The sequence below is a fragment of the Thiosulfatimonas sediminis genome (assembly GCF_011398355.1).
In the GTDB taxonomy this organism is placed as follows: domain Bacteria; phylum Pseudomonadota; class Gammaproteobacteria; order Thiomicrospirales; family Thiomicrospiraceae; genus Thiomicrorhabdus; species Thiomicrorhabdus sediminis_A.
In genome coordinates this window covers 2699767-2722826 of sequence record NZ_AP021889.1, presented here as the reverse complement: position 1 = coordinate 2722826, position 23060 = coordinate 2699767, and the positions used below count along the sequence as shown (strand labels likewise).

The window sequence follows — 23060 nt, the reverse complement described above, 5'->3', positions numbered from 1 at the left end:
TCTGTTGTTATGTTGCAAACAGTATACCTGTGAATAAAGTTAACTCAAGCGGTATTTTTGTGGATAAGTTGTGTACAGTGCTTGTGGATAACTTTGTTATTTAAATTTTTAACCTATTGTTTTTATTTGATTTTTATCGGTTGATAACTTGCAATCAAAAAAACAGCATTTTACCTGCGAGTAACAGCAAAAACACCCCAAAAGCGCGCTTTAAAAGCTGTACAGGAAGCTTGTGCGCCAAGCGTGCACCAATTGGGGCAGTGAAAATACTTGCCACAATAATTCCAAAAAATGCTGGCCAGTAAATATAGCCGGTGGTGTAGGCGGGAAGATCGTGCGCTTGCAAGCCGGCCAAAATAAAACCAATTGATCCGGCTAAGGCGACTGGTAAGCTCACGGCGGTTGACGTGGCAATAGCTTGGTGCATTGAGATATTGTTCCAAACCAAATAGGGTGTGGTTAAAGTGCCGCCGCCAATCCCGACCAACGAGGAAAGCTTGCCGATAATTAATCCTGCTACGGTATTACCCGCGAGGCCAGGTAGTTGTCGACTTGGGTTGGGTTTGATGGAGAGCAGCATATTAATTGCAATCAATAACTCTAAAATACCAAAGATTTTCGATAAGGTCGCTGAATCAAAATATTGAGAAACCCAGCCACCGATAAAAGCGCCAGCCAAGACGCCAAGACTCAGTAGACGCACGGCATGCCAATGCACTGCACGGTGTTGATGGTGAGCACGAACCGATGAGAGCGAAGTAATTAAAATAGTCGCTAAAGAGGTGCCGATAGCCAAATGTACGATGTCGCTAGAACCGAGAAAGTATGCAAATACGGTGGTGAGCACCGGCACAATAATCAGACCTCCACCAATGCCGAGTAGGCCGGCGGCAAAGCCGACAAAAGTACCGGTAATGAGGTAAATGGCGATTTCTAAAATGAATTGTTCAGGCATGAGTTTTCCCAAATCGTTTAACGTAATTGGGTTTTATTATAGGCGCTTGTGTTAGCGAGACGTTGCAGTCATTTGAAGTTATTCTGTATCTTGTTAATGGAGAGGGGAGGCCTTTTAACAGATAGCTCGTCGAGAATAAGCAATAAAAAAAGCGGGATAAACCCGCCTAACATAACAACTCAACAAAAATCTTAACGTTTGGTTTGAAAAACCTTAGTTTAGATTATTAGGTCTTACTTTCGGATGGAAAGAGTTTTTTGGTTTTTTTAGTATTGTTTTTGCCTCTTCTGGTCAAAACCAGCTGTGCGAGATAATTTTTTTGTTGTTCGCACGAATTTTTGTAAAGATCTTTGGTGGAATCTTCAGAACTTTCGATGCATAAATGAATGATTTCAGCTTCTGTTTTTCCGTAAATCCTGCCCGATTTTTCGGGTCTACAAGGGAGTTTATTGTAAATTTTAATTTACTTTAAGCGGCCATCTCGCTGTAAAGCAAGCGACATTTTGAGCAAACGCTATAGTTTCGTCAACTGGGTTTCGTCAATAAGTGCATTCAATTTTTTTGGGGAAAATCGGTTTTTGACGGATTTTCTAGCCTGTTTGATAGGTAAGTTTTTCTTACTCCTTGGGGTGCCATAAAAGCTTGATATATGGTTATTATTCAGGTTTTTTTGTCAGAAAATCACGCGCCTAAATAACGCGTTAAGTCACTGAAAATAAAACACTATCGAAACTGAAAAATTTTTATAATAGAACATTATTAATTTTTAATATTACGTACTTAATACAGTGCTCACGAGCTATGTTCTGTCTATTAAATTAGGATAATTGTCGTTGTCAGTGAAGGTAAGCGATGTAAAGACGGGGCAATTTGACTATTATGCTTGCCTGTTACTCGGGCCAGTTTAATCGTGTTTATTCGGCACTCCTTAGCTTATATAGTGGTTTTACCGGTTTTTAGATACAAGATACATTTTATGAGCAATATCAAAGGGTTTGCTAAACCTAAACCGGCTGAGTTGGCTTGGATGAAAAACCTGTAAATTGTTGAAAAAGGCATTGTTTTCTGTAACGTAACTCTTTATAATTCCGGTTTTTTCCGATTCTGGAAAGTCAAAATCAAGGACTTAAGAGATGAAACGTACATTTCAACCTAGCGTAATCAAGCGCGCTCGTACTCACGGTTTCCGTGCTCGTATGGCGACAAAAAATGGTCGTAAAGTTCTAGCTGCTCGTCGTGCGAAAGGACGTAAGCGCTTAATACCTTAATTCTGAGTGTGCTTACGATGGTACACACAGAATCGACCTCTGGCGAGCTGGCCTCAAACCCATGCTCAGCTTGCCAAACTCCTCCCCAATCTCCCTCTGTTGAAGATCATTCCTTTGATAAATCGCTTCGGTTATTAACGCCGAAAGATTACGCTTACGTATTTGCTAAGGCAGAACGCTTTGGTAATCGCAATTGGACCATGATTGTGCGTTCAAACAACCAAGAATTCCCTCGTTTAGGTTTGGCGATTGCCAAAAAGCAATTGTCCAGAGCCGTTTGGCGTAATCGGGTTAAAAGAATTGCCCGTGAGGCATTTCGTTTACATAAAAAAGATTTATCTGGTTATGATATTGTCGTCTTGGGACGAAAGGGTATGGAGCAAATCGATAGCAAAATTTTGCACGAGAGTTTTTTACACTTAGTTCGTAAGATTCACAAAAGTAATTTAAAACACCGCCCAAAGTAACCAGTGTGATAAAGGGTACAAAATGAATATGAGATCTTTCTGGTGGTTAGCCTTAGCCTTTACGCTAACCTGGATTTGGCTTGAGTGGACGCAGTTTACCGCTCAAAAAGAGACGCAAGCTTTGCAATCCAGTGCGGCGCAAGAAGTGCCTGTAGCAAGTGATGTTGCAGTACCAACGGCAATCAGCGGTAGTTCTGCTGTGCCGAATGCCAATACTGGTATGGTGGCAAATGATTCGGTTCCGACATTGGCGGAAAGTATTGTTTCTGCACAGCGTATTAAGGTGACCACCGATCAACTGGCATTGGAAATTGATACCAATGGCGGGGATATTCGCAATGTTAAGTTGTTGGGTTACGGTGCGACCGAAGACCATACGCAGCCGTTCCAGTTGATGAGCGACGCTGGGCCATTAATCTATATGGCACAGAACGGCATTGCATTGCAAAAAAGTGCGAAGCTTCCGGCGCCAACGCATAAAGACGTTTGGCAAACAGAGCAAACTGACTATGTGATGTCTGGCGATACTTTGCAAGTGCCTATGACCTGGGAAAAAGACGGCGTAAAAGTGACTAAGACGTACACCTTTACCAAAGGCAGTCATTTGATTGCGGTCACTTATCAGGTGCAGAACATGACTGACCAAGAGTGGTCGGGCAGTATGTATTCTCAGCTGGTGCGTAATGCTTATAATCCGGACGAAAACTGGATGATGTATACCTACACGGGTCCAGTATTGTATGACGGGAATGCTGAAAACCAGTATGTTAAGCATTCGTTTGATGATTTGAACACTCAGCCTGTGACGGGTAAAACCGTTACTGGCGGTTGGGCGGCGATGATTCAGCAGTACTTCTTAACGGCGATAGTGCCAGACCAGAATGCAACCAATCAATATTATGCTAAGCCTTTAGAGGGCGGCCGTTATGCGGTGGGTGTGGTTGAGCCGATTGTGCATGTTCCTGCAGGTGAGAGTGGTCAACTTTCATCACAATTGTATATTGGTCCTGAGTTGCAAGATGTTTTGGCAGAGATTGCCCCAGGCCTTGAATTAACAATTGATTACGGTATTTTAACGTTCTTAGCCGAGCCGATTTTTTGGTTGCTAAAGCAAATTCATAATTTGGTTGGCAACTGGGGTGTGGCGATTATCTTGTTAACCATTTTAATTAAATTGGTGTTCTACAAGTTATCAGAAACATCTTATCGTTCTATGGCGCGTCTGCGTAAGTTCCAACCTAAGCTACAGCAGTTAAAAGAGAACTATGGCGATGATAAAGTTATCTTCCAACAGAAGATGATGAAGCTGTACAAAGAAGAAAAGATTAACCCGCTGGGTGGCTGTTTACCAATTCTGATTCAGATGCCGGTATTTATCGCGCTGTACTGGGTACTGTTGTACTCGGTAGAGATGCGCCAAGCACCGTTTATGCTGTGGATTCAAGACTTGTCTGCGATGGATCCGTATTTCATCTTGCCAGTATTGATGGGGATTACTATGTATATCCAACAGCAGCTGAACCCATCGGCGATGATGGACGAGATGCAGCAGAAAGTGTTTAAACTATTACCGTTTATTTTCACTTTCTTCTTCCTATGGTTCCCAGCAGGTCTGGTACTTTACTGGCTAGTGAACAACATTCTTTCAGTTGGGCAGCAGTACTACATCACCAAAAAAATCGAAGCTGGTGAAGATAAGAAATAAAGGATTGAATGATGCAAATTACTTATCAAAAACTGGGTACAGATCACCCAATGTTCGGCAAAGTGGAGTTTTTGGTTGCGGATGGCACCAATCCGCTTTGCTATAAAACCAAAGAAGGTTACATTCCGTTGGAAGCGACCGCTTCGGCATCGGCATCGGCATCGGCATCGGCATCGGCATCGGCTGCGCCAACGCAAGGTAACAACGTGAATGTAAACACTCGTGATTTATATGTTCTGTCGTACAGCATCAATGGCGAAGCGGAAGAACAGACGTTTACGTCTAAGAAAACTTTAGACAAAACGTTGGAGCTTTATCAAACAAAACCCTTTATTACGGATATTAAAACGCAGACTTATCAAGTTCTCGTAAAATAAGTATTCGCTATTTTGGCATTCGCAGACGCCCGCCCAGTTTTCAGACTTGGTGGGCGTTTTGCTTTGGGCGGAATTTGTTAAAATTGCGCTATTACTATTATGAGTAGGCATCATGGAATTTGAGAACATTGACACCATCGCGGCCTTAGCAACCGCGCCGGGACGTGGCGGCGTTGGTATCGTACGCGTTTCGGGCAAGCAAGCGGCGGCGATTGCCGAAGCGATTCTAGGCAAAATTCCGAAGCCTCGTTATGCACATTACGGTGCATTTTATGGCGAGCAGGGTGAGATACTTGACCGTGGAATTGCCCTATATTTTCCCAATCCTCACTCTTTTACTGGCGAAGATGTTTTAGAGTTACAAGGACATGGTGGACCAATCGTGCTGCAATGGTTATTGGAGCGGGTGGTGCACTTGGGTGCGCGCTTGGCTGAGCCGGGGGAGTTTTCCAAACAGGCCTTTCTAAACGATAAACTCGATTTGGCCCAAGCCGAAGCGATTGCCGATTTGATTGAAGCGTCATCGGCTCAAGCTGCAAAGTCGGCTTTGCGTTCGTTGCAAGGCGACTTTTCACGTGAAATAAATGCCTTGGTTGAAGAGATGATTCAACTGCGTTTATATGTGGAAGCAGCGATTGATTTTCCGGAAGAGGAAATCGATTTCTTATCTGATGGCAAAGTGGGTGGTCAGTTACAGCATATTCTTGACCGCTTACACCAAGTTTTTGCTTCTGCTCAGCAGGGCGTTTTGTTGCGCGAAGGGATGTCGGTGGTGATTCTCGGTCGCCCGAATGCAGGTAAGTCGAGCTTGTTAAATGCTTTATCTGGCAAAGAGACTGCGATTGTTACCGATATTGCCGGTACCACGCGCGATATAGTGAAAGAAGAAATCAATATTGACGGCATGCCGTTGCACATTTTAGACACCGCTGGTGTGCGCGAGGCGACCGATCAAGTCGAGCAAATCGGTATAGAGCGCGCTTGGGCAGCTCTTGACAACGCCGACCGTGTGTTAGTCATGCTGCAAGCCGGTGAAGCGATTCATCCTGAGGACCAAGCGATTCTGGACAAGCTGCCACACGCGATTCCAGTAACTCTGGTACGCAATAAAATTGATTTGATTGGCCACGAGCCGATGATTGAAACCGAAGCGCAGACCGGACGAGCGGTGATTTGGTTATCGGCAAAACATCGCCAAGGTTTGGATTTGTTGCGCGTTCATCTGAAAACCGAAATGGGATTTGCGCAGACTCAAGAGGGCGTTTTTATGGCGCGTAAACGCCATTTAGATGCGTTGCAAAGTGCGTTGGATTTCGCTTTAAAAGGACAGCAACAATTAGAAATCTATGCGGCGGGAGAACTGCTTGCTGAAGATTTACGCATGGCGCAAGATGCCTTGTCACAAATTACCGGCCGTTTTACCTCGGATGATTTACTGGGACGAATTTTCAGTTCATTTTGTATTGGTAAGTAGTTTTATCGGTTTAAGCGACATTTAAAAATGGTTAGGAGTGGCAATGGATTTTACTGAATACACCAAGTTTCTGATTGGCTTGATTGCGGTGGTCAATCCGATTGGCGCCATTCCCATCTTTTTGGCGATGACGTCTGATTTGCCACGGCAAGAACGTTATAAAATCGCTCATATCACTGTGATTTCCGTCGCCACGATTTTGCTCATCAGCCTGTTTTTTGGCGAAACGATTCTGGATTTCTTCGGCATTTCCATCAACTCCTTCCGCGTCGGCGGCGGCATCTTGATTTTATTAATGGCCATTTCGATGATGCACACCAAAGGCGAAAGACAGGTACGCACCAAAGAAGAGAACTACGATGCCGAACAGAACGATTCGATTGCGGTGGTGCCCTTAGCCATGCCTTTATTGGCAGGACCGGGGGCGATTTCCGCTGTCATCATTGAAGCGCACCGCAGCGATACGGTTGCTCATTACGGTTATCTGGCGATTGCCATAATGCTCCTTGCGATGCTGATTTGGATTGTTTTTCGCTTGACGCCTTGGTTATCACAACGGATTGATCAACTGGGCATCAACATCATCACCCGCATTATGGGACTGCTGCTGGCGGCCATCGCGATTGAATTTATCGCCAATGGCTTAAAAGGTTTGTTTCCCGCTCTTGCGTGAGATTTATGACTGACTTGAGTAAATTTTTGTCACTCTCTGCATCCAATTTTTTTTCGGTAACGTAATCCCTATTGCAAGCTTGCTAACTTTCAGTGATTTCTAACCCGCCAAAAAGATTTTTAGGCGGTTGGATGTCCTTTGTCACTTATCCATAAAACCTCTTAAAAAAAGATTGGAGAAGAATAATATGAGTCAGCAGGATCTTAATAAATACGGGCTAGGTGCGGGAATTGACTTAGACCAAGACTTACACAATAAATTCAGCAAATATCAGGCTAATCGTCGTAATTTTCTGCGGGGCTTAACGGCAGCAGGTGCCGGTCTTTTCGGTACAGCCATGTTGAGCGGTTGTAATTCAGGCAATGATGCGATTGCGGCAACCGGCCCAACTGATGACCAAGTTTTGAACTTTGCCTTAAACCTTGAATATTTAGAGGCGGAATTTTATCTGCGTGCGGTCACCGGCAGCGGTCTTAATGACGGTCAAATTACTGGTTTGGGCGCACAAGGGATGGTCACCGGTGGTTCACAGGTGACTTTCGCTACGCCGGCGATTGCTCGCTATGCCGCCGAAATTGCCGGTGACGAGCGTGACCACGTCGATTTTTTACGTGCGGCCTTAGGCTCAAGCGCCGTGGCGCGTCCGGCAATTAATTTTACCGATAGTTTTACTGCCGCAGCGCAAGCGGCCGGATTAATCGGTTCTACCGAAACCTTTGATCCATTTGCCAATGAAAATAACTTCTTACTAGCGGCTTATATCTTTGAAGATGTCGGTGTCACGGCTTATAAAGGTGCTTCGCCTTTTGTGCAGAACAAGGTCTTCTTGGAGGCCGCGGCCGGCTTATTGGCAGCCGAAGCTTACCATGCCGGTTTGATTCGTAGTATTTTGACTTCGGCCGGCTTTAATACTCAGGCCGATGCGATTTCCGATGCACGTGATAGCTTGGATGGCGCCAGCGATATCGACCAAGGTATCAGCGATACCACGGTGAGTTTGAACGGTATGGATTATGATGCATCGAACATTGTTCCACTCGATAGCAATGGCTTGGCCTATTCGCGTTCGCCGGGCCAAGTGTTGAATGTGGTGTACCTCAATCCGAATTCGGTCAGTTCGGGAGGTTTCTTCCCAGATGGTGTGAACGGTGATATCAATACCAGTGCGGTATCGACTTCGGCAAGCTAAGTTTTCTTTTCAAAGTTAATTCGCGTTAGCCAATCAAAAAGCCCGGTTATACAGACCGGGCTTTGGCGTTTTTTGAGCTGGCGATGCTTTTGTTATCCTTTAGTTCAATTTTAGTTCAATCGTTTTTGGTTACGGGTTTTAAAGAATTGCATCTGTTGTTCCAGCTCATCGGCTTGGTCTTGCATGCTTTGTGCGGCGGCGGATGTCTCTTCCACTAGAGCCGCGTTGTTCTGGGTGACTTGGTCAATTAACTGCAAGGCTTGATTGACTTCGTTGACACCACGCGATTGCTCGGCGGATGAATTGGCGATCTCGGCAATCATTTGCGTTACCTTGTCGATCGAGTCATTCATCTGTGCGAGGACGCTTTCCGATTCTCCGGCGAGCTGTGTTCCGCGATTGATGACATTAATGCTGTCGCCAATCAGTTGATTGATTTCGCGCGCTGCATCCGCTGATTTTTGTGCTAAGGCGCGCACTTCGCCGGCGACCACCGCAAAGCCGCGACCGTGTTCGCCGGCACGCGCCGCTTCCACCGCCGCATTGAGCGCCAGCAAGTTGGTTTGGAAGGCGATGCTGTCAATTAAGGTGACAATCTCTTCGATGCGTTTGCTGGAGTTTTGAATTTCTGCCATGGCGTTGATGGTCTGTTTCATCACCTGGCCGGCATTGACCGAGTTTTTCTGCAATTCATGTTCCAGATGATCGACGTTTAGGGCATTCTGCGCATTGGTTTCGATGGCGCTGTTCATCTCTGCCATGGTTGCCGAGGTTTGCTCCATCGAGGCCGCTTGCTGTTGCACGCTGTCACTTAAACTCATGGAGCCGCGAGACACTTCGCTGGCGACATGAGATACCGTATTCGACGCATTCATCACTTGGTTGATCGTGCGATTGAGATGTTCCGCATTATGATTAATCGCTTCTTTGAGATCGGCCAGTTCGCCGTCGCATGCCACGCCGACACTCTGGGTTAAGTCACCGTTGCTTTGTGCTTGCATGACCTTAGTGATGTCGTCGATCACCAACGCTAAGACGTGCACCGTTTGGTTGATTTCCCTCTTTAAGGCATCGAGTTCGCCTTGTGCGGCCACTTGAATGCGATTTTGAAAGTTTCCACGTGAAACCGTCTGCATCACTTCATTGATTTCGCGGATGATTCCAGACAGATTTTGCATGGCGTTTTGGCTTTGGTTGAGCATTTGGCCGAAAGCCCCTTGCGCTTGTCCGCTTGTCTGCTGCACGGAGAAGTGCCCTTGGCTAAGGGCTTTCAAGGTGTTTTCCAGCGCGTTCATCATCTGTTGAATATTGTCGATACTGACATTAATGCTTTGTTTTAATTCGAGCAATCGCCCATTGAAATTACCTTCAATCCGTTTGTCGAGTTGCCCTTTGGCGAGGGCGCCAACCACCTGGTTGGCTTGATGGATAGCTTGATTCACCTTGTCCAAATGATGGTTGATGGCTTTGGCCGTGCGACCGACTTCGTCTTCGCTGTCGATTTGGATGCGTAGCGAGAAATCACCGTTTTGATCAACCTCGGTAATGGTTTGGTTGAGGGTCTGTAAAGGGGTAATTACCAAGCGGATGATTAAGCCGATGATAATCGAGCTGAGTATGAGAATGCCCAGTGCAACCATAATCAACGTCGTCCAAGCGTTGTTCATCGCTTTGGCCAGCGGTTCGGTGAGGACGGCGGCATCTTGAATAAATACCTGACGACCGAATACCTTGCCGCTTTCGTCATAAGCGGGCAGGTCGACAACGACCTTATCTGCGGCGAGATAGACCGAGGTTTGCTCGCCGTTGCTGGCTTGATACAGTGCTTTGGTTTGTTGGATGACCTCTTCGCTGAACCATTTGTTGTTGGCGACGACATAACGGTCGGTAATCGGCATGAGGCTATCGACCGCTTTGGTGTTACCGAGTTTGTCGTTTACATATTGCTTATCGACCAGCATGATCCACTGGCCATGGGTGTTTTTAAACTGTTCGGCAAAATCGCGCGAAATCGAACCGACTCCCAAGATCATCGCGGTAGCACCCAGAAATTCGGTATTGTCGAGAATCGGCGTGGCGGCGACGATGGTCACGCCGCGTTCGCCGAAGATTAGCGCGCCTTGCGCTTGTCTGGTTTCAAACACCTGTTTGATGAGAGGGTCTTGTAAGCGTTTGCCACCGGGTTGGTCGAGTTTCCAGCTTCTTAGCAGCGAGTCGCCTGCGGCATTGATGATTTCAATAAACACCCCTTGAAAATTGGTTTTGGCGGCGTAATCGTCTTTAACGGTTTTTAAGATTGGGTAAATTTCCGTGCTGTCTGCGTTGCGCACCGCGTCTTTGACTTTTTGGTTCAAGCTCAACATCGCTGAGCCGATGATTCCGCCTTGGATTTTCAGGTCGATTTTACTGTCGATAAAAGTCTGCATATCGTTCTGCAAATCAAGCGAAACTTGACTCTTAAGGGGTTTTATTTCTGTAAAGTAAAGCGTTGAACCAAGCAGTACGAGTACCAATAATGTGACCGCCAGCGAGACCGATAGGATTTTGAATTTAAGCGATTGGGTTTGCATTGAGCCCCCGTGAGGTGATATTTCTTGAAGTTTTGTGAGTCCTTAATACGTTAAAACATTCTCTATTGTCGGATTAGATTAACTGCTTGATTTCGGTTAAATAAGCATGAAATTGTTGAGTTTTTGCTAAAGACAAGCGAAACAATAGGCCTGTTTTGTAGAATGTTATAGACTACTTGCCAAGTAAAGCCGAGGAGTGTTGTTTATGGATCAGCTGCAGTTTCCCATCCTAAATCATGGGTTCTTGCTCGGATTAGGTGCGGTATTATTCGCATTCGGGATTTTACTCCTTAAAAAATGGTTAAAAACTCTTGGCTTCAGTCTAGTGCTGCTGGGTGCTGCCGGCTTTCTTTTGGCGATTGAAAACGGGTTTTATCAGCTGATCTTTTTTTTGATGTTGTGGGTTTTAGCTCATCAACTCGGTAAAAAACCGCGCTTGGGGATTCGTTTGGCGGATGAACACCAAGAGGGTGGAACGGGCATAATCCGTCGCGCAAACGGGAATCTTAGCGTGGTCTATAAAGACCGCAGCTGGCCGATTCAAACGGATGAAGATAACCTTAAAGAGGGTGATCGTGTGGTGGTGATAGATATTGTTAACGGACGGGCAAATGTGGAATTACTTTCAAGAAAATCGGTGCATGCAGAAGACTAATGTGAGAGTAGGGCGTGCTTCGTTTACCGCAATCTTATGGGTTTTATTATTCAGTTCTGCTCTTAGCGGCTGTCAGCAAGAGCCTGAAAGACCGGAAAAATCTCTTCTTAAAGTAAAAGTCGTCACCGTTGTTTCGAGCGCTCAGTCCAGAGATTGGGTTTTAAATGGCACCCTTAGCGCGCGTAAGATTATTCCTTTAGGGCTGCGCGTTGCTGGTCAGGTTAAGCAGGTCTCAGTGGATTTAGGCAGTCGTGTTGATGCTGGACAGACATTGTTACAGCTTGATCAGCGCGATTTTGTATTATCGGTAAAATCCTCTCAAGCGGCGATTAAAGTCACTGCTGCGCAAATCAGTCAAACCCAATCTGACTTACAGCGTGTGGAAGCCTTACAACAGCGTAAACTCGCTTCAGAACAAGCTAAGCAGCAGTTGGAAACGCAGCTTAAAGCTTTGCAAGCCCAGCAAAATGCAAATCATCAAAACTTGCAGCAGGCACAAAATCAGTTGGATTACACTCAGTTAGTTGCCGTTAATGCTGGAGTGATTGGCAGCAGAATGGTTGAAGAAGGGCAAGTGGTGAATGCCGGACAGGCATTATTTCAGCTGATTGTTGATGGGCAGCGAGATGTCGCGCTTTCAGTGCCAGAAGCGCGTATTGGTGATTTACCGGATAGCGCCCTAGCGACTATAAATGGGCAGAGTTATCCGGTTAAGTTGCGTACTCGCTTGTTACAGGCAGATTTGCCGAGCCGAACATGGACGGTATATTATCAATTAGCCGATAGTGCGCTTATCAATCGCATGCCGTTGAATCAAAGCGTTCGTGTGCAGTTTACTCAAGCTTTGTCTAATCAGGTACAACTGCCTTTAAGCGCGTTATATGAAGCGGCGGACTATCCCTCAGTTTGGTTGCTGGAAAACGGTAAAGCTAAGCGATTGGCGGTGGAAATTCTGCGTCTTTCTTCTGAGTCTGTGTGGCTTAGGGCTGATTTTCCGGCTAATGCTAAGGTGATTGCGCTTGGCGTGCATTTGCTTTCTGAAGGCCAACCGCTTGAGGAGATGCCTTAGTGTCGCAGATTTCTTCTCAAACTTCGCGTTGGAACCTGTCGGCGCTTGCGGTGCGCCAGCCAAGCGTCACCTTGTATTTTATTTTGGTGGTGACGATTGCTGGCATCTATGCTTTTTTGCATATGGGGCGTGCCGAAGACCCGAGTTTTGATTTAAACGCCATGGTGGTTTCTGCTACTTGGCCTGGAGCAACGGCGATGGAGATGCAAGAGCAGGTCGCCGATCCGATTGAGAAACGCTTGGAAGAAATTGCTTACTTTGATCGGGTTGAGACCAAATCTCGTCCTGGTCGCACCGATATGATTGTGCTGTTTGCGCAAAATACCCCAAGCGGTATTTCTGAAGAGCTGTTTTATCAAGTTCGTAAGCGCCTGAACGATTTGGCTCCAAGCCTGCCGCAAGGGGTGCAAGGCCCTTTCTTTAATGACGATTTTGCGGATGTTTATTTCACTCTTTATAGTCTGACGGCACCGAGTTGGCCGCATAACCAGCTGGTGCAAGTTGCGGAACAGATGACGGTGGCTTTACGCCGTGTGCAGGGTGTTAAAAAAGTCAATTTATTGGGGGAGCAAGCAAGCCAAATTTTTATTGATTGTGATCAGTCAATACTGGCACAAGCGGGTATTCAGCTGGACGATTTACAGCAGCAGTTGGGGGCGCATTTGCAAAAGCAAGCTGGAGGCTATGTGGATACTGCCGGCCCACGCGTTTTTTTGCGTGCGCCGAAGAGTGGTGCACAGCTTGATGCCGCGACAATTGAAGCGTTACCGATTTTAGTGGGTGGCAAAACAGTGCGTTTAGACCAGTTGGCTAAGGTTTCGCAAGGTTATCAAGAACCGCCGAATTATCTGATTCGCGATCGTGGCGAGCAGGCGCTATTGGTTGGGGTGGTGATGGCGAAGGGCGTTGATGGCTTGCAGCTGGAAAAAAGCCTGATTGCGTTTGAGCAAAATTATTTGCAGCAGCTGCCGGCTGGGGTTCAATTGGATAAGGTGACCAATCAAGCGGATGCGATTCATGATGCGGTCAGCACCTTTCAGTTGAAGTTTGTCACGGCTTTGGGCGTGGTTTTGCTTGTCAGTTTATTGGCTTTAGGAGTTAGGGCCGGTTTAATCGTCGCTTTAGCCGTGCCTTTGACTCTGGCGATGACTTTTGTATTTATGTATTTAAATGGTCAGAACTTCGACCGTATCAGCTTGGGAGCGCTGATTATTTCACTGGGCTTATTGGTTGATGATGCCATTATCGCCATTGAGATGATGTTGGTCAAAATCGCTGAGGGCATGGAAAAAGCCAAGGCTGCCGCTTACGCATGGACGGTAACGGCCGCGCCAATGTTGATTGGTACTTTGGTGACAGTAGTCGGTTTTTTGCCGATTGGTTTGGCGCAATCGCAGGTTGGGCAATATGCCGGTGGTATTTTCTGGGTATTGGGCATGACGCTGCTTGCCTCTTGGCTGGTAGCGGTGTATTTCACTCCTTATCTTGGCGTAAAGCTACTCCCTAAAATCAACAACCCTCATCAAGAAATGTATAACAGCCGCTTCTATCAGGGGTTGCGATTTGTCGTACAAGCTTGCGTTCGTTTTAAGAAAAGCGTGGTGTTACTGACCATATTCATCTTTGTGCTGGCGGCAATGGGCATGAAGAATGTGGTTGAAAAACAGTTTTTTCCGAGCTCTGATCGTCCGGAGTTGATGATTGATATCGCCATGCCGGAAGGAACCTCGATGCAGGCCACGGATGTCGTCGCCAAGCGAATGGAAAGTCTGATTAAAGATTATCCGCAGGTTAAGTCGCTTTCGACCTATGTTGGGCAGGGCGCACCGCGTTTCTTCTTGGCATTGAATCCGGAGTTGCCAAATCCGGCTTTTGCCAAGATTATCGTGGTGACGCACGGTAAAGAGGAGCGAGATGCGCTGCAAGCCCAACTTCAGCAGCAGATTAATCAAGGACTTTTCCCAGAAGCACGTGTTAGGGCGCATCCATTGTTATTTGGTCCGCCAGTGCCGTGGCCGGTGACTTTCCGTGTGGTTGGCCCAGATCCACAAGTGTTGCGTGAAATTGCCGAACAGTTGCGTCTGTTAATGGCGGAGCAGGACTTTACTATTGATCCGCACTTGCAATGGGGGCAGCGTTCTTTGGTGATGCGTTTAGAGTTTGACGCTGAACGCTTATTACAATTAGGCTTAACTCAGCAGCAGTTAATGGCGCAGTTGAATACTCAGTTGCAGGGCGTTACCGTTGGTCAAGTTCGGCAAGCGAATCGCACAGTGAACGTGTTGTTGCGCGCCGATCAAGCAACGCGCAATAATTTAGCAAATCTTGATGAAATTATGGTGCGCACGGCAACGACCAGTGTGCCATTGAGTCATTTGGCTGAGTTGCAACCACATTACGAAGATATGCTGTTGGATCGACGTAATCGCGAGCTGTTTTTGGCGGTGAATAGCGAGGTTATTCCAGGAATGCAACCGCCGGTGGCAACCCAGAAAATGCAAGAACTGATGCAACCTCTCGTTGCCAGTCTGCCATTGGGTTATCGGATTGATACCGGCGGTTCGGTTGAAGAATCTGCTGTAGCCGAGGCTTCGATTCAGGCAATGATGCCGTTGATGCTATTAAGTATCACTTTATTACTAATGCTCTTTATTCGTCGTTTTAGCGGAATGTTTATGGTGTTGTTCACTGCGCCGCTTGGTTTGATTGGTGCGGTTGCTGCCTTGATTGTGTTTCAACAGCCGTTTGGCTTTGTGGCGAATCTTGGTTTAATTGGTCTGGCGGGAATCTTGATGCGCAACACTTTAATATTGACCGGCCAGATTGATGATAACAAACGTCAAGGCATGGCCGATTATCAAGCGTTGATTGATGCGACCATTCGCCGAGCGCGCCCGGTGTTGCTCACTGCGTTGGCCGCGATGTTGGCGTTCATTCCTTTGACCTCTTCAACTTTTTGGGGGCCAATGGCGTATGTATTGATTGGCGGGATTGGTGTCGGCACACTCCTGACTCTGCTTTTTTTGCCGGCACTCTATGCGCTCTGGTTTAAAGTCAAAATCGAAAAGGTTGCTTAATGTCCTACCCAATTCCTGCCGAAGAGTCCGTGGCAGAAATAGAGATTAAGAAGAGTCGTTTTATTGCGTATGCGCGCGGTATTTCCACGCGTGAAGAGGGAATGCAGTGGCTGCAAGAGCTTAAAGAGCAATATCCGGATGCCCGTCATCACTGTTGGGCTTATCTACTCGGCAATCCAAAGTGTGCTGCCAATGCCGGTATGGGGGATGATGGTGAACCGAGCGGAACCGCCGGTAAGCCGATTCTGAATGTTTTAAATCATAAAAATATTGGCGATGTCATGATCGTCGTGGTCAGGTATTTCGGTGGAATTAAACTAGGAGCGGGCGGATTGACTCGTGCTTACGGTCAAGCTGCGCAGGCGGTGATGGAGGTGCTACCGACCGAAGAGCAAATTCCGATGCAGGCCATCAGCATATTCTGTGACTTTTCTCAGGAGCAGCAAATCCGTCATTGGTGCCAGTTAGTTGCCGGCGAGGTGGCTGAGGTAAGTTATGCGCAACAAGTCAGTATGCAACTGCAAGTACCGGAAGATGCGGTTAATGAAATAACCGCACAGTTAGATTCGATTTCATGTGAATATCGATTGCACGATTAAGCTTTGCCAAAGTGCAGTTGCTGCAATTTAGTAATTTCTTCCGAATAGTCCTGCTCGAAATCTTCACTCTCACCGACTTGATCAATAAATGGTTCTTCTAAGCCAAGCAATGTATGCATGGTTCCGGCGACACTTTGTGCCAATGGCTCCAAGTTATAACCGCCACCTAGTGAAAAGCTAATGCGCCCACCACAGAGTTGTTCTGCAGAGTTGATACATTTCTGTACCAGCTTATTGTAACCGGCTACAGACAACTGGTGACCTGCGAGCGGATCTTGCCAGTGGCCGTCATAACCGGCAAAGACGATAATATGTTCCGGTTTAAACGCTTCTAATTTAGGTTGAATGACCTTGTCATATACTTCTAAATAAGTTCTATTACCCGCGCCTTTGTGGAATGGACAATTAAGATTTTTGCCTTCACCTGCGCCAATACCGGTAAAGCTGCTGAAACCGGTCATCGGCCAGAATGGATGTTGGTGAATCGAAATTGCCAAGATGGATGGATCTTTGATGGTCAGGTCTTGGGTGCCATTACCATGATGTACATCAAAGTCGATAATCGCTATGCGTTCTACGCCACGATACTTTTGAAGTGCTTTGGCTGCAATCACATCACTGTTAAAGATACAGAAGCCCATCGCTTGATCAGCGCGAGCATGATGCCCTGGTGGGCGAAGAAGGGCAAAGCCTCGATCTATTTGCCGATCATAAACGGCCAAATTCAGTTCAATATTACTTCCGGCCGCCATACGAGCTGCATCATAAGTGTGTTTATTGATGTAAGTGTCATTGCTGTAAGCACTATAGAAAATTTCGTTACCCTCCTCAGCTAAAGTTTCAATCTCAAAAACATAACCGGATTGGTGTGTACTCAATAATTCTTCCTTGCTTGCCATGCGAGTTTTTACCGGGGTTAGATAAGACCAATAATCTCGACGGGTGAGTTCTTTATCGATGGCAATCAGTCGTTCTGCACTTTCGGCATGGCCCTCACGTGTATGTTTAAAGAATAACGGATCTAAAACCGTACCGACCTTATGTTTGCTGGACAGCGCCGCTTGTAACTTACTGACTGGTAGCAAACCAAAGCTAGCCGCTAAGCTAAAAGTAATAAATTGTCGTCTGTTAAGATGAGGTTTCATAATTGATTTTTCCGATAATCAGGTCGACTCTAGGTTTCGTTAATATAGTCAAGTAGCCTATAACTGTCACTTAGAACAAAATAATCGATGGATAAACAGGCTTTAATTTGCATAGGATAGACAAGGTTTGTGCATAACTCTGTGGATAAAGTGTGAGTTTGTGGGTATAAGGGTGTTTGGTAAAAGAAATCCGTAATAAAAGCAAAAAAAGCGAAAAAAGGGGTTGCGTTGTTTTGTGAAATGCCTAGAATACGCACCTGTCTTGAGGGGGAAGCGAAACGCGGAACAGAAAGACGAGAAAAATTGAAGTTAAGTGGTTGATTTACTTGAGGTTGTTTTAGAGGGTTCTCTAAGCGGTTTTGAGGTGAAGAAACGATTTAACGGGTCGTGAAAAAATAGAACGACAAAATTTTTTGAAAAAAGTTTGAAAAAACATTTGACAAGAAATTAACGCTTCTATAAAATGCGCGGCCTACCAACGAGGAACGCACAGCGAACCAAGTTGAAGCTCTTTAAAAATTAGGTAATTCAGAGATAATTTATGTGGAAGCTCCCTTAGTGAGTAACCGCAAAAAAAATCTCGAAATTTATGACAATATGTACTTGGTAATGAATAATTTATTATTTATTTATCATGCTTACTTTGTCAATTCCGAGTGTTAAATATTCGTGAGAACGAATCGAAATACATCTAGCAAGATTAAACTGAAGAGTTTGATCCTGGCTCAGAATGAACGCTGGCGGCAGGCCTAACACATGCAAGTCGGACGGTAGCAGAAGAGAGCTTGCTCTCTTGCTGACGAGTGGCGGACGGGTGAGTAATGCTTAGGAATCTACCCTTTAGTTGGGGACAACGTATGGAAACGTACGCTAATACCGAATACGCTCTACGGAGTAAAGGTGGCCTCTACATGTAAGCTATCGCTAAAGGATGAGCCTAAGTGAGATTAGCTAGTTGGTAAGGTAAAGGCTTACCAAGGCGACGATCTCTAGCTGGTTTGAGAGGATGATCAGCCACACTGGGACTGAGACACGGCCCAGACTCCTACGGGAGGCAGCAGTGGGGAATATTGGACAATGGGCGAAAGCCTGATCCAGCCATGCCGCGTGTGTGAAGAAGGCCCGAGGGTTGTAAAGCACTTTCAGTTGGGAGGAAGATTGTGTCGCTAATATCGGCATGGTTTGACGTTACCTTCAGAAGAAGCACCGGCTAACTCTGTGCCAGCAGCCGCGGTAATACAGAGGGTGCAAGCGTTATTCGGAATTACTGGGCGTAAAGCGCGCGTAGGCGGATTGTTAAGTCAGATGTGAAAGCCCCGGGCTCAACCTGGGAACGGCATTTGATACTGGCAATCTTGAGTTTAGTAGAGGGAAGGGGAATTCCAGGTGTAGCTGTGAAATGCGTAGATATCTGGAGGAACATCAGTGGCGAAGGCGCCTTCCTGGACTAAAACTGACGCTGAGGTGCGAAAGCGTGGGTAGCAAACGGGATTAGATACCCCGGTAGTCCACGCCGTAAACGATGTCAACTAGCTGTTGGCCTTATTAAAAAGGTTAGTAGCGAAGCTAACGCGATAAGTTGACCGCCTGGGGAGTACGGTCGCAAGATTAAAACTCAAAGGAATTGACGGGGGCCCGCACAAGCGGTGGAGCATGTGGTTTAATTCGATGCAACGCGAAGAACCTTACCATCCCTTGACATGCCAAGAAGTTTCCAGAGATGGAGATGTGCCTTCGGGAACTTGGACACAGGTGCTGCATGGCTGTCGTCAGCTCGTGTCGTGAGATGTTGGGTTAAGTCCCGCAACGAGCGCAACCCTTATCATTAGTTGCTACCATTTAGTTGAGAACTCTAATGAGACTGCCGGTGATAAACCGGAGGAAGGCGGGGACGACGTCAAGTCATCATGGCCCTTATGGGATGGGCTACACACGTGCTACAATGGGGGGTACAAAGAGCAGCTAGCTGGCAACAGTGTGCGAATCTCAAAAAACCTCTCGTAGTCCGGATTGGAGTCTGCAACTCGACTCCATGAAGTCGGAATCGCTAGTAATCGCGAATCAGAATGTCGCGGTGAATACGTTCCCGGGCCTTGTACACACCGCCCGTCACACCATGGGAGTGGATTGCAAAAGAAGTAGGTAGCTTAACCTTTTGGAGGGCGCTTACCACTTTGTGGTTCATGACTGGGGTGAAGTCGTAACAAGGTAGCCGTAGGGGAACCTGCGGCTGGATCACCTCCTTTAAGATAAAAAGGTTACGAGTTAAGGCGAGCTTTCACATAAATTCTTTCTGAATTACCAAAATTAGGGGCTATAGCTCAGCTGGGAGAGCGCCTGCCTTGCACGCAGGAGGTCTGCGGTTCGATCCCGCATAGCTCCACCAATTTACCTGAGTTGGTTAAGACGGACTCAGCGATTGGGTCTGTAGCTCAGTTGGTTAGAGCGCACCCCTGATAAGGGTGAGGTCGGTGGTTCAAATCCACCCAGACCCACCAATTCCACAGTAAGCCTGTTAATAAAGTTTTAGCGTAAAAGCTAAGAAATTATTAACAGTTTTATTTTGAAGTTGAGAAGAGAATGTTATAATTCCGCTTCTCAGTTGCTCAAAACTGAAGTTCTTTAAAAATTTGGAATAATGTTTGTTATGACAGCCGAATGTCATAATAACGAGATTGAATGATCTCCAATCATTCAATCAATTGCTGGATTGTTAATCGCAAGTTAACAATCGAAAGTAATAGGTAACGCAATACTTAATTGAGAATACTCAAGTGTATTTGTGTCAGCGATGAATCTTAGTCATTGTCAACTTATTAGGCTTTAATTGAAAGACTTTTGGATGGTGCATTATTTTAGCAAGTAATGGATCAGATGAAGAAAGCCCCTGCGACACAAAAGGTTAAGGTTATTTTTGAGTTGTATAGTTAAGTGACTAAGCGTACACGGTGGATGCCTAGGCGGTAGAAGGCGATGAAGGACGTGATAGCCTGCGAAAAGCAACGGTGAGGTGGCAAATACCCTATGACCCGTTGATCTCCGAATGGGAAAACCCATCCTTAATGGATATCCTGCTTGCAGGAAGCTAACCCGGGGAACTGAAACATCTAAGTACCCGGAGGAAAAGAAATCAACCGAGATTCCCTAAGTAGCGGCGAGCGAACGGGGACCAGCCCTTAAGCCATTATTAAGTTAGTAGAATCGTCTGGAAAGTCGAACGATACAGGGTGATAGTCCCGTATACGAAAACTTATTAGTGGTGAAATCGAGTAGGACGGGACACGAGAAATCCTGTTTGAAGACGGGGGGACCACCCTCCAAGGCTAAATACTCTCTACCGACCGATAGTGAACCAGTACCGTGAGGGAAAGGCGAAAAGAACCCCAGAAGGGGAGTGAAATAGAACCTGAAACCGTGTACGTACAAGCAGTGGGAGCCTCCTTGAGGGGTGACTGCGTACCTTTTGTATAATGGGTCAGCGACTTACGTTATGTAGCAAGGTTAACCGAATAGGGGAGCCGTAGGGAAACCGAGTCTTAACTGGGCGAATAGTTGCATGGCGTAGACCCGAAACCGGGCGATCTATCCATGGCCAGGTTGAAGGTGCCGTAACAGGTACTGGAGGACCGAACCCACGTATGTTGAAAAATGCGGGGATGAGCTGTGGATCGGAGTGAAAGGCTAATCAAGCTCGGAGATAGCTGGTTCTCCTCGAAAACTATTTAGGTAGTGCCTCATGTCTTACTGTTGGGGGTAGAGCACTGTTATGGTCTAGCGGTCCGTCAAGGATTAGCAGCCCATTGCAAACTCCGAATACCAACAAGTACAATCATGGGAGACAGACTGCGGGTGCTAACGTCCGTTGTCAAGAGGGAAACAACCCAGACCGCCAGCTAAGGTCCCTAAACACTGCTCAGTGGGAAAGGATGTGGGAAGGCTCAGACAGTCAGGAGGTTGGCTTAGAAGCAGCCACCCTTTAAAGAAAGCGTAATAGCTCACTGATCGAGTCGGCCTGCGCCGAAGATTTAACGGGGCTAAGCAGTGTACCGAAGCTGCGGATGCACATAGTGCATGGTAGAGGAGCGTTCTGTAAGCCTGCGAAGGGGCATTGTAAAGTGTCCTGGAGGTATCAGAAGTGCGAATGCTGACATAAGTAGCGATAAAGGGTGTGAAAAGCACCCTCGCCGAAAGACCAAGGTTTCCTACGCAACGTTAATCGACGTAGGGTTAGTCGGCCCCTAAGGCGAGGCAGAAATGCGTAGTCGATGGGAAGTAGGTTAATATTCCTACACTTTTTGTAACTGCGATGGAGGGACGGAGAAGGCTATGCCAGCCTGGCGATGGTTGTCCAGGTTCAAGGTTGTAGGCATGTATCTTAGGCAAATCCGGGATACTTTATGCTGAGAACTGATAACGAGCTCTATTTTGAGCGAAGTGGTTGATGCCATGCTTCCAAGAAAATCTTCTAAGCTTCAGGTTACAAAAAACCGTACCCCAAACCAACACAGGTGGTCAGGATGAGAATTCCAAGGCGCTTGAGAGAACTCGGGTGAAGGAACTAGGCAAAATAACACCGTAACTTCGGGAGAAGGTGTGCCCCTGCGGGTGACGAGACTTGCTCTCTGAGCTAGTGGGGGTTGCAGAGACCAGGTGGCTGCAACTGTTTACTAAAAACATAGCACTGTGCAAAATCGAAAGATGACGTATACGGTGTGACGCCTGCCCGGTGCCGGAAGGTTAATTGATGGGGTTAGCGCAAGCGAAGCTCTTGATCGAAGCCCCGGTAAACGGCGGCCGTAACTATAACGGTCCTAAGGTAGCGAAATTCCTTGTCGGGTAAGTTCCGACCTGCACGAATGGCGTAATGATGGCCACACTGTCTCCACCCGAGACTCAGCGAAATTGAACTCGCAGTTAAGATGCTGCGTACCCGCGGCTAGACGGAAAGACCCCGTGAACCTTTACTACAGCTTTGCACTGGACTTTGACCTTACTTGTGTAGGATAGGTGGGAGGCTATGAAACGATGACGCCAGTTGTCGTGGAGCCGTCCTTGAAATACCACCCTGGTAATGTTGAGGTTCTAACCTCGGGCAGTGAATCCTGCTCAGGGACAGTGTATGGTGGGTAGTTTGACTGGGGCGGTCTCCTCCTAAAGTGTAACGGAGGAGCGCGAAGTTACCCTCAGCACGGTCGGACATCGTGCAATGAGCGCAAGAGTATAAGGGTGATTGACTGCGAGACTGACACGTCGAGCAGGTACGAAAGTAGGTTCTAGTGATCCGGTGGTTCTGTGTGGAAGGGCCATCGCTCAACGGATAAAAGGTACTCCGGGGATAACAGGCTGATACCGCCCAAGAGTTCATATCGACGGCGGTGTTTGGCACCTCGATGTCGGCTCATCACATCCTGGGGCTGAAGTCGGTCCCAAGGGTATGGCTGTTCGCCATTTAAAGTGGTACGCGAGCTGGGTTTAGAACGTCGTGAGACAGTTCGGTCCCTATCTGCCGTGGGCGTTGGAGAATTGAGATGGGCTGCTCCTAGTACGAGAGGACCGGAGTGGACGAACCGCTGGTGTTCCAGTTGTCATGCCAATGGCATTGCTGGGTAGCTATGTTCGGAAAGGATAACCGCTGAAAGCATCTAAGCGGGAAACCTGCATCAAGATGAGTTCTCCCTAGACTTTAAGTCTTCTGAAGGGCCGTTGGAGACTACGACGTTGATAGGCAAGGTGTGGAAGTGCAGTAATGTATGAAGCTAACTTGTACTAATTACCCGTGAGGCTTAACTATACAACTCAAAAGTAACTTTTGTCGTGCGAACGAGAGAGTGAAGATG

14 protein-coding genes, 2 tRNA genes and 2 rRNA genes are annotated in these 23060 nt (G+C 46.8%); 15 read left to right on the top strand and 3 right to left on the bottom strand.

Annotated features, from left to right (window positions below; translation table 11 throughout):
* Positions 1-154 precede the first annotated feature (154 nt).
* The gene (locus tag HRR27_RS12775; protein ID WP_173274190.1) at positions 155-955 is read right to left on the bottom strand and encodes a sulfite exporter TauE/SafE family protein; all 801 of its coding nucleotides are present in this window, start codon (positions 953-955) and stop codon (positions 155-157) included.
* 1133 nt (positions 956-2088) lie between these two features.
* Here HRR27_RS12775 and rpmH point away from each other — a divergent pair.
* From rpmH to HRR27_RS12740, 7 genes are all read left to right on the top strand, one after another.
* A complete protein-coding gene (rpmH, locus tag HRR27_RS12770; RefSeq protein WP_173274189.1) occupies positions 2089-2223 on the top strand; it encodes a 50S ribosomal protein L34 in 135 nt (44 codons plus the stop codon).
* A gap of 17 nt (positions 2224-2240) precedes the next feature.
* Positions 2241-2690, top strand: coding sequence for a ribonuclease P protein component (rnpA, locus tag HRR27_RS12765; RefSeq protein WP_173274188.1), 450 nt, complete (start codon positions 2241-2243; stop codon positions 2688-2690).
* Positions 2691-2712: 22 nt separating this feature from the next.
* The gene (gene yidC, locus HRR27_RS12760; protein ID WP_173274187.1) at positions 2713-4395 is read left to right on the top strand and encodes a membrane protein insertase YidC; all 1683 of its coding nucleotides are present in this window, start codon (positions 2713-2715) and stop codon (positions 4393-4395) included.
* Positions 4396-4403: 8 nt separating this feature from the next.
* A complete protein-coding gene (locus tag HRR27_RS12755) occupies positions 4404-4772 on the top strand; it encodes a hypothetical protein (protein WP_243830851.1) in 369 nt (122 codons plus the stop codon).
* Between the two features lie 112 nt (positions 4773-4884).
* Positions 4885-6246, top strand: coding sequence for a tRNA uridine-5-carboxymethylaminomethyl(34) synthesis GTPase MnmE (mnmE, locus tag HRR27_RS12750; RefSeq protein WP_173274186.1), 1362 nt, complete (start codon positions 4885-4887; stop codon positions 6244-6246).
* 43 nt (positions 6247-6289) lie between these two features.
* Positions 6290-6919 carry a YchE family NAAT transporter gene (locus HRR27_RS12745; protein WP_173274185.1) on the top strand — a complete coding sequence of 210 codons (630 nt, stop codon included), beginning with the start codon at positions 6290-6292 and terminating at the stop codon, positions 6917-6919.
* Positions 6920-7106: 187 nt separating this feature from the next.
* Positions 7107-8108 carry a ferritin-like domain-containing protein gene (locus tag HRR27_RS12740; RefSeq protein WP_173274184.1) on the top strand — a complete coding sequence of 334 codons (1002 nt, stop codon included), beginning with the start codon at positions 7107-7109 and terminating at the stop codon, positions 8106-8108.
* Between the two features lie 110 nt (positions 8109-8218).
* Here HRR27_RS12740 and HRR27_RS12735 read toward each other — a convergent pair whose 3' ends face one another.
* Positions 8219-10678, bottom strand: a complete 2460-nt coding sequence (locus tag HRR27_RS12735) for a methyl-accepting chemotaxis protein (protein ID WP_173274183.1) — start codon at positions 10676-10678, stop codon at positions 8219-8221.
* Between the two features lie 205 nt (positions 10679-10883).
* Here HRR27_RS12735 and HRR27_RS12730 point away from each other — a divergent pair, with 205 nt between their 5' ends.
* Genes HRR27_RS12730 through HRR27_RS12715 form a run of 4 tightly spaced genes read left to right on the top strand, consistent with a single transcriptional unit; the run spans position 10884 to position 16078 of the window.
* Positions 10884-11333 carry an NfeD family protein gene (locus tag HRR27_RS12730; protein WP_173274182.1) on the top strand — a complete coding sequence of 150 codons (450 nt, stop codon included), beginning with the start codon at positions 10884-10886 and terminating at the stop codon, positions 11331-11333.
* The gene (locus HRR27_RS12725; RefSeq protein ID WP_173274181.1) at positions 11320-12402 is read left to right on the top strand and encodes an efflux RND transporter periplasmic adaptor subunit; all 1083 of its coding nucleotides are present in this window, start codon (positions 11320-11322) and stop codon (positions 12400-12402) included. The genes HRR27_RS12730 and HRR27_RS12725 overlap by 14 nt, the downstream gene beginning before the upstream one ends.
* A complete protein-coding gene (locus HRR27_RS12720; RefSeq protein ID WP_243830850.1) occupies positions 12402-15479 on the top strand; it encodes an efflux RND transporter permease subunit in 3078 nt (1025 codons plus the stop codon). The genes HRR27_RS12725 and HRR27_RS12720 overlap by 1 nt, the downstream gene beginning before the upstream one ends.
* Positions 15479-16078 carry a YigZ family protein gene (locus HRR27_RS12715; RefSeq protein WP_173274180.1) on the top strand — a complete coding sequence of 200 codons (600 nt, stop codon included), beginning with the start codon at positions 15479-15481 and terminating at the stop codon, positions 16076-16078. Before HRR27_RS12720 ends, HRR27_RS12715 begins: the two co-directional genes overlap by 1 nt.
* Here HRR27_RS12715 and HRR27_RS12710 read toward each other — a convergent pair.
* Positions 16075-17223, bottom strand: coding sequence for a histone deacetylase family protein (locus HRR27_RS12710; protein WP_173274179.1), 1149 nt, complete (start codon positions 17221-17223; stop codon positions 16075-16077). The genes HRR27_RS12715 and HRR27_RS12710 overlap by 4 nt on opposite strands.
* A gap of 702 nt (positions 17224-17925) precedes the next feature.
* Between HRR27_RS12710 and HRR27_RS12705 the strand changes: the two genes are divergently transcribed.
* The 4 genes from HRR27_RS12705 (at position 17926) to HRR27_RS12690 (ending at position 23014) form a co-directional block, all read left to right on the top strand.
* Positions 17926-19469 (top strand): 16S ribosomal RNA (locus HRR27_RS12705).
* A 64-nt stretch (positions 19470-19533) separates the two neighbouring features.
* Positions 19534-19609: transfer RNA gene (locus HRR27_RS12700), tRNA-Ala, on the top strand.
* A gap of 35 nt (positions 19610-19644) precedes the next feature.
* Positions 19645-19721 (top strand) — tRNA-Ile (locus tag HRR27_RS12695).
* 427 nt (positions 19722-20148) lie between these two features.
* A 23S ribosomal RNA gene (locus tag HRR27_RS12690) occupies positions 20149-23014 on the top strand.
* The 16S and 23S rRNA genes sit together here with 2 tRNA genes alongside, the layout of an rRNA operon.
* Positions 23015-23060: the final 46 nt, after the last annotated feature.

Excerpts from the sequence above, each read along its gene's own strand:
- HRR27_RS12775 (WP_173274190.1), bottom strand. The coding sequence starts at position 955 with ATGCCTGAACAATTCATTTTAGAAATCGCCATTTACCTCATTACCGGT.
- rpmH (WP_173274189.1), top strand. The coding sequence starts at position 2,089 with ATGAAACGTACATTTCAACCTAGCGTAATCAAGCGCGCTCGTACTCAC.
- rnpA (WP_173274188.1), top strand. The coding sequence starts at position 2,241 with ATGGTACACACAGAATCGACCTCTGGCGAGCTGGCCTCAAACCCATGC.
- yidC (WP_173274187.1), top strand. The coding sequence starts at position 2,713 with ATGAATATGAGATCTTTCTGGTGGTTAGCCTTAGCCTTTACGCTAACC.
- HRR27_RS12755 (WP_243830851.1), top strand. The coding sequence starts at position 4,404 with ATGATGCAAATTACTTATCAAAAACTGGGTACAGATCACCCAATGTTC.
- mnmE (WP_173274186.1), top strand. The coding sequence starts at position 4,885 with ATGGAATTTGAGAACATTGACACCATCGCGGCCTTAGCAACCGCGCCG.
- HRR27_RS12745 (WP_173274185.1), top strand. The coding sequence starts at position 6,290 with ATGGATTTTACTGAATACACCAAGTTTCTGATTGGCTTGATTGCGGTG.
- HRR27_RS12740 (WP_173274184.1), top strand. The coding sequence starts at position 7,107 with ATGAGTCAGCAGGATCTTAATAAATACGGGCTAGGTGCGGGAATTGAC.
- HRR27_RS12735 (WP_173274183.1), bottom strand. The coding sequence starts at position 10,678 with ATGCAAACCCAATCGCTTAAATTCAAAATCCTATCGGTCTCGCTGGCG.
- HRR27_RS12730 (WP_173274182.1), top strand. The coding sequence starts at position 10,884 with ATGGATCAGCTGCAGTTTCCCATCCTAAATCATGGGTTCTTGCTCGGA.
- HRR27_RS12725 (WP_173274181.1), top strand. The coding sequence starts at position 11,320 with ATGCAGAAGACTAATGTGAGAGTAGGGCGTGCTTCGTTTACCGCAATC.
- HRR27_RS12715 (WP_173274180.1), top strand. The coding sequence starts at position 15,479 with ATGTCCTACCCAATTCCTGCCGAAGAGTCCGTGGCAGAAATAGAGATT.
- HRR27_RS12710 (WP_173274179.1), bottom strand. The coding sequence starts at position 17,223 with ATGAAACCTCATCTTAACAGACGACAATTTATTACTTTTAGCTTAGCG.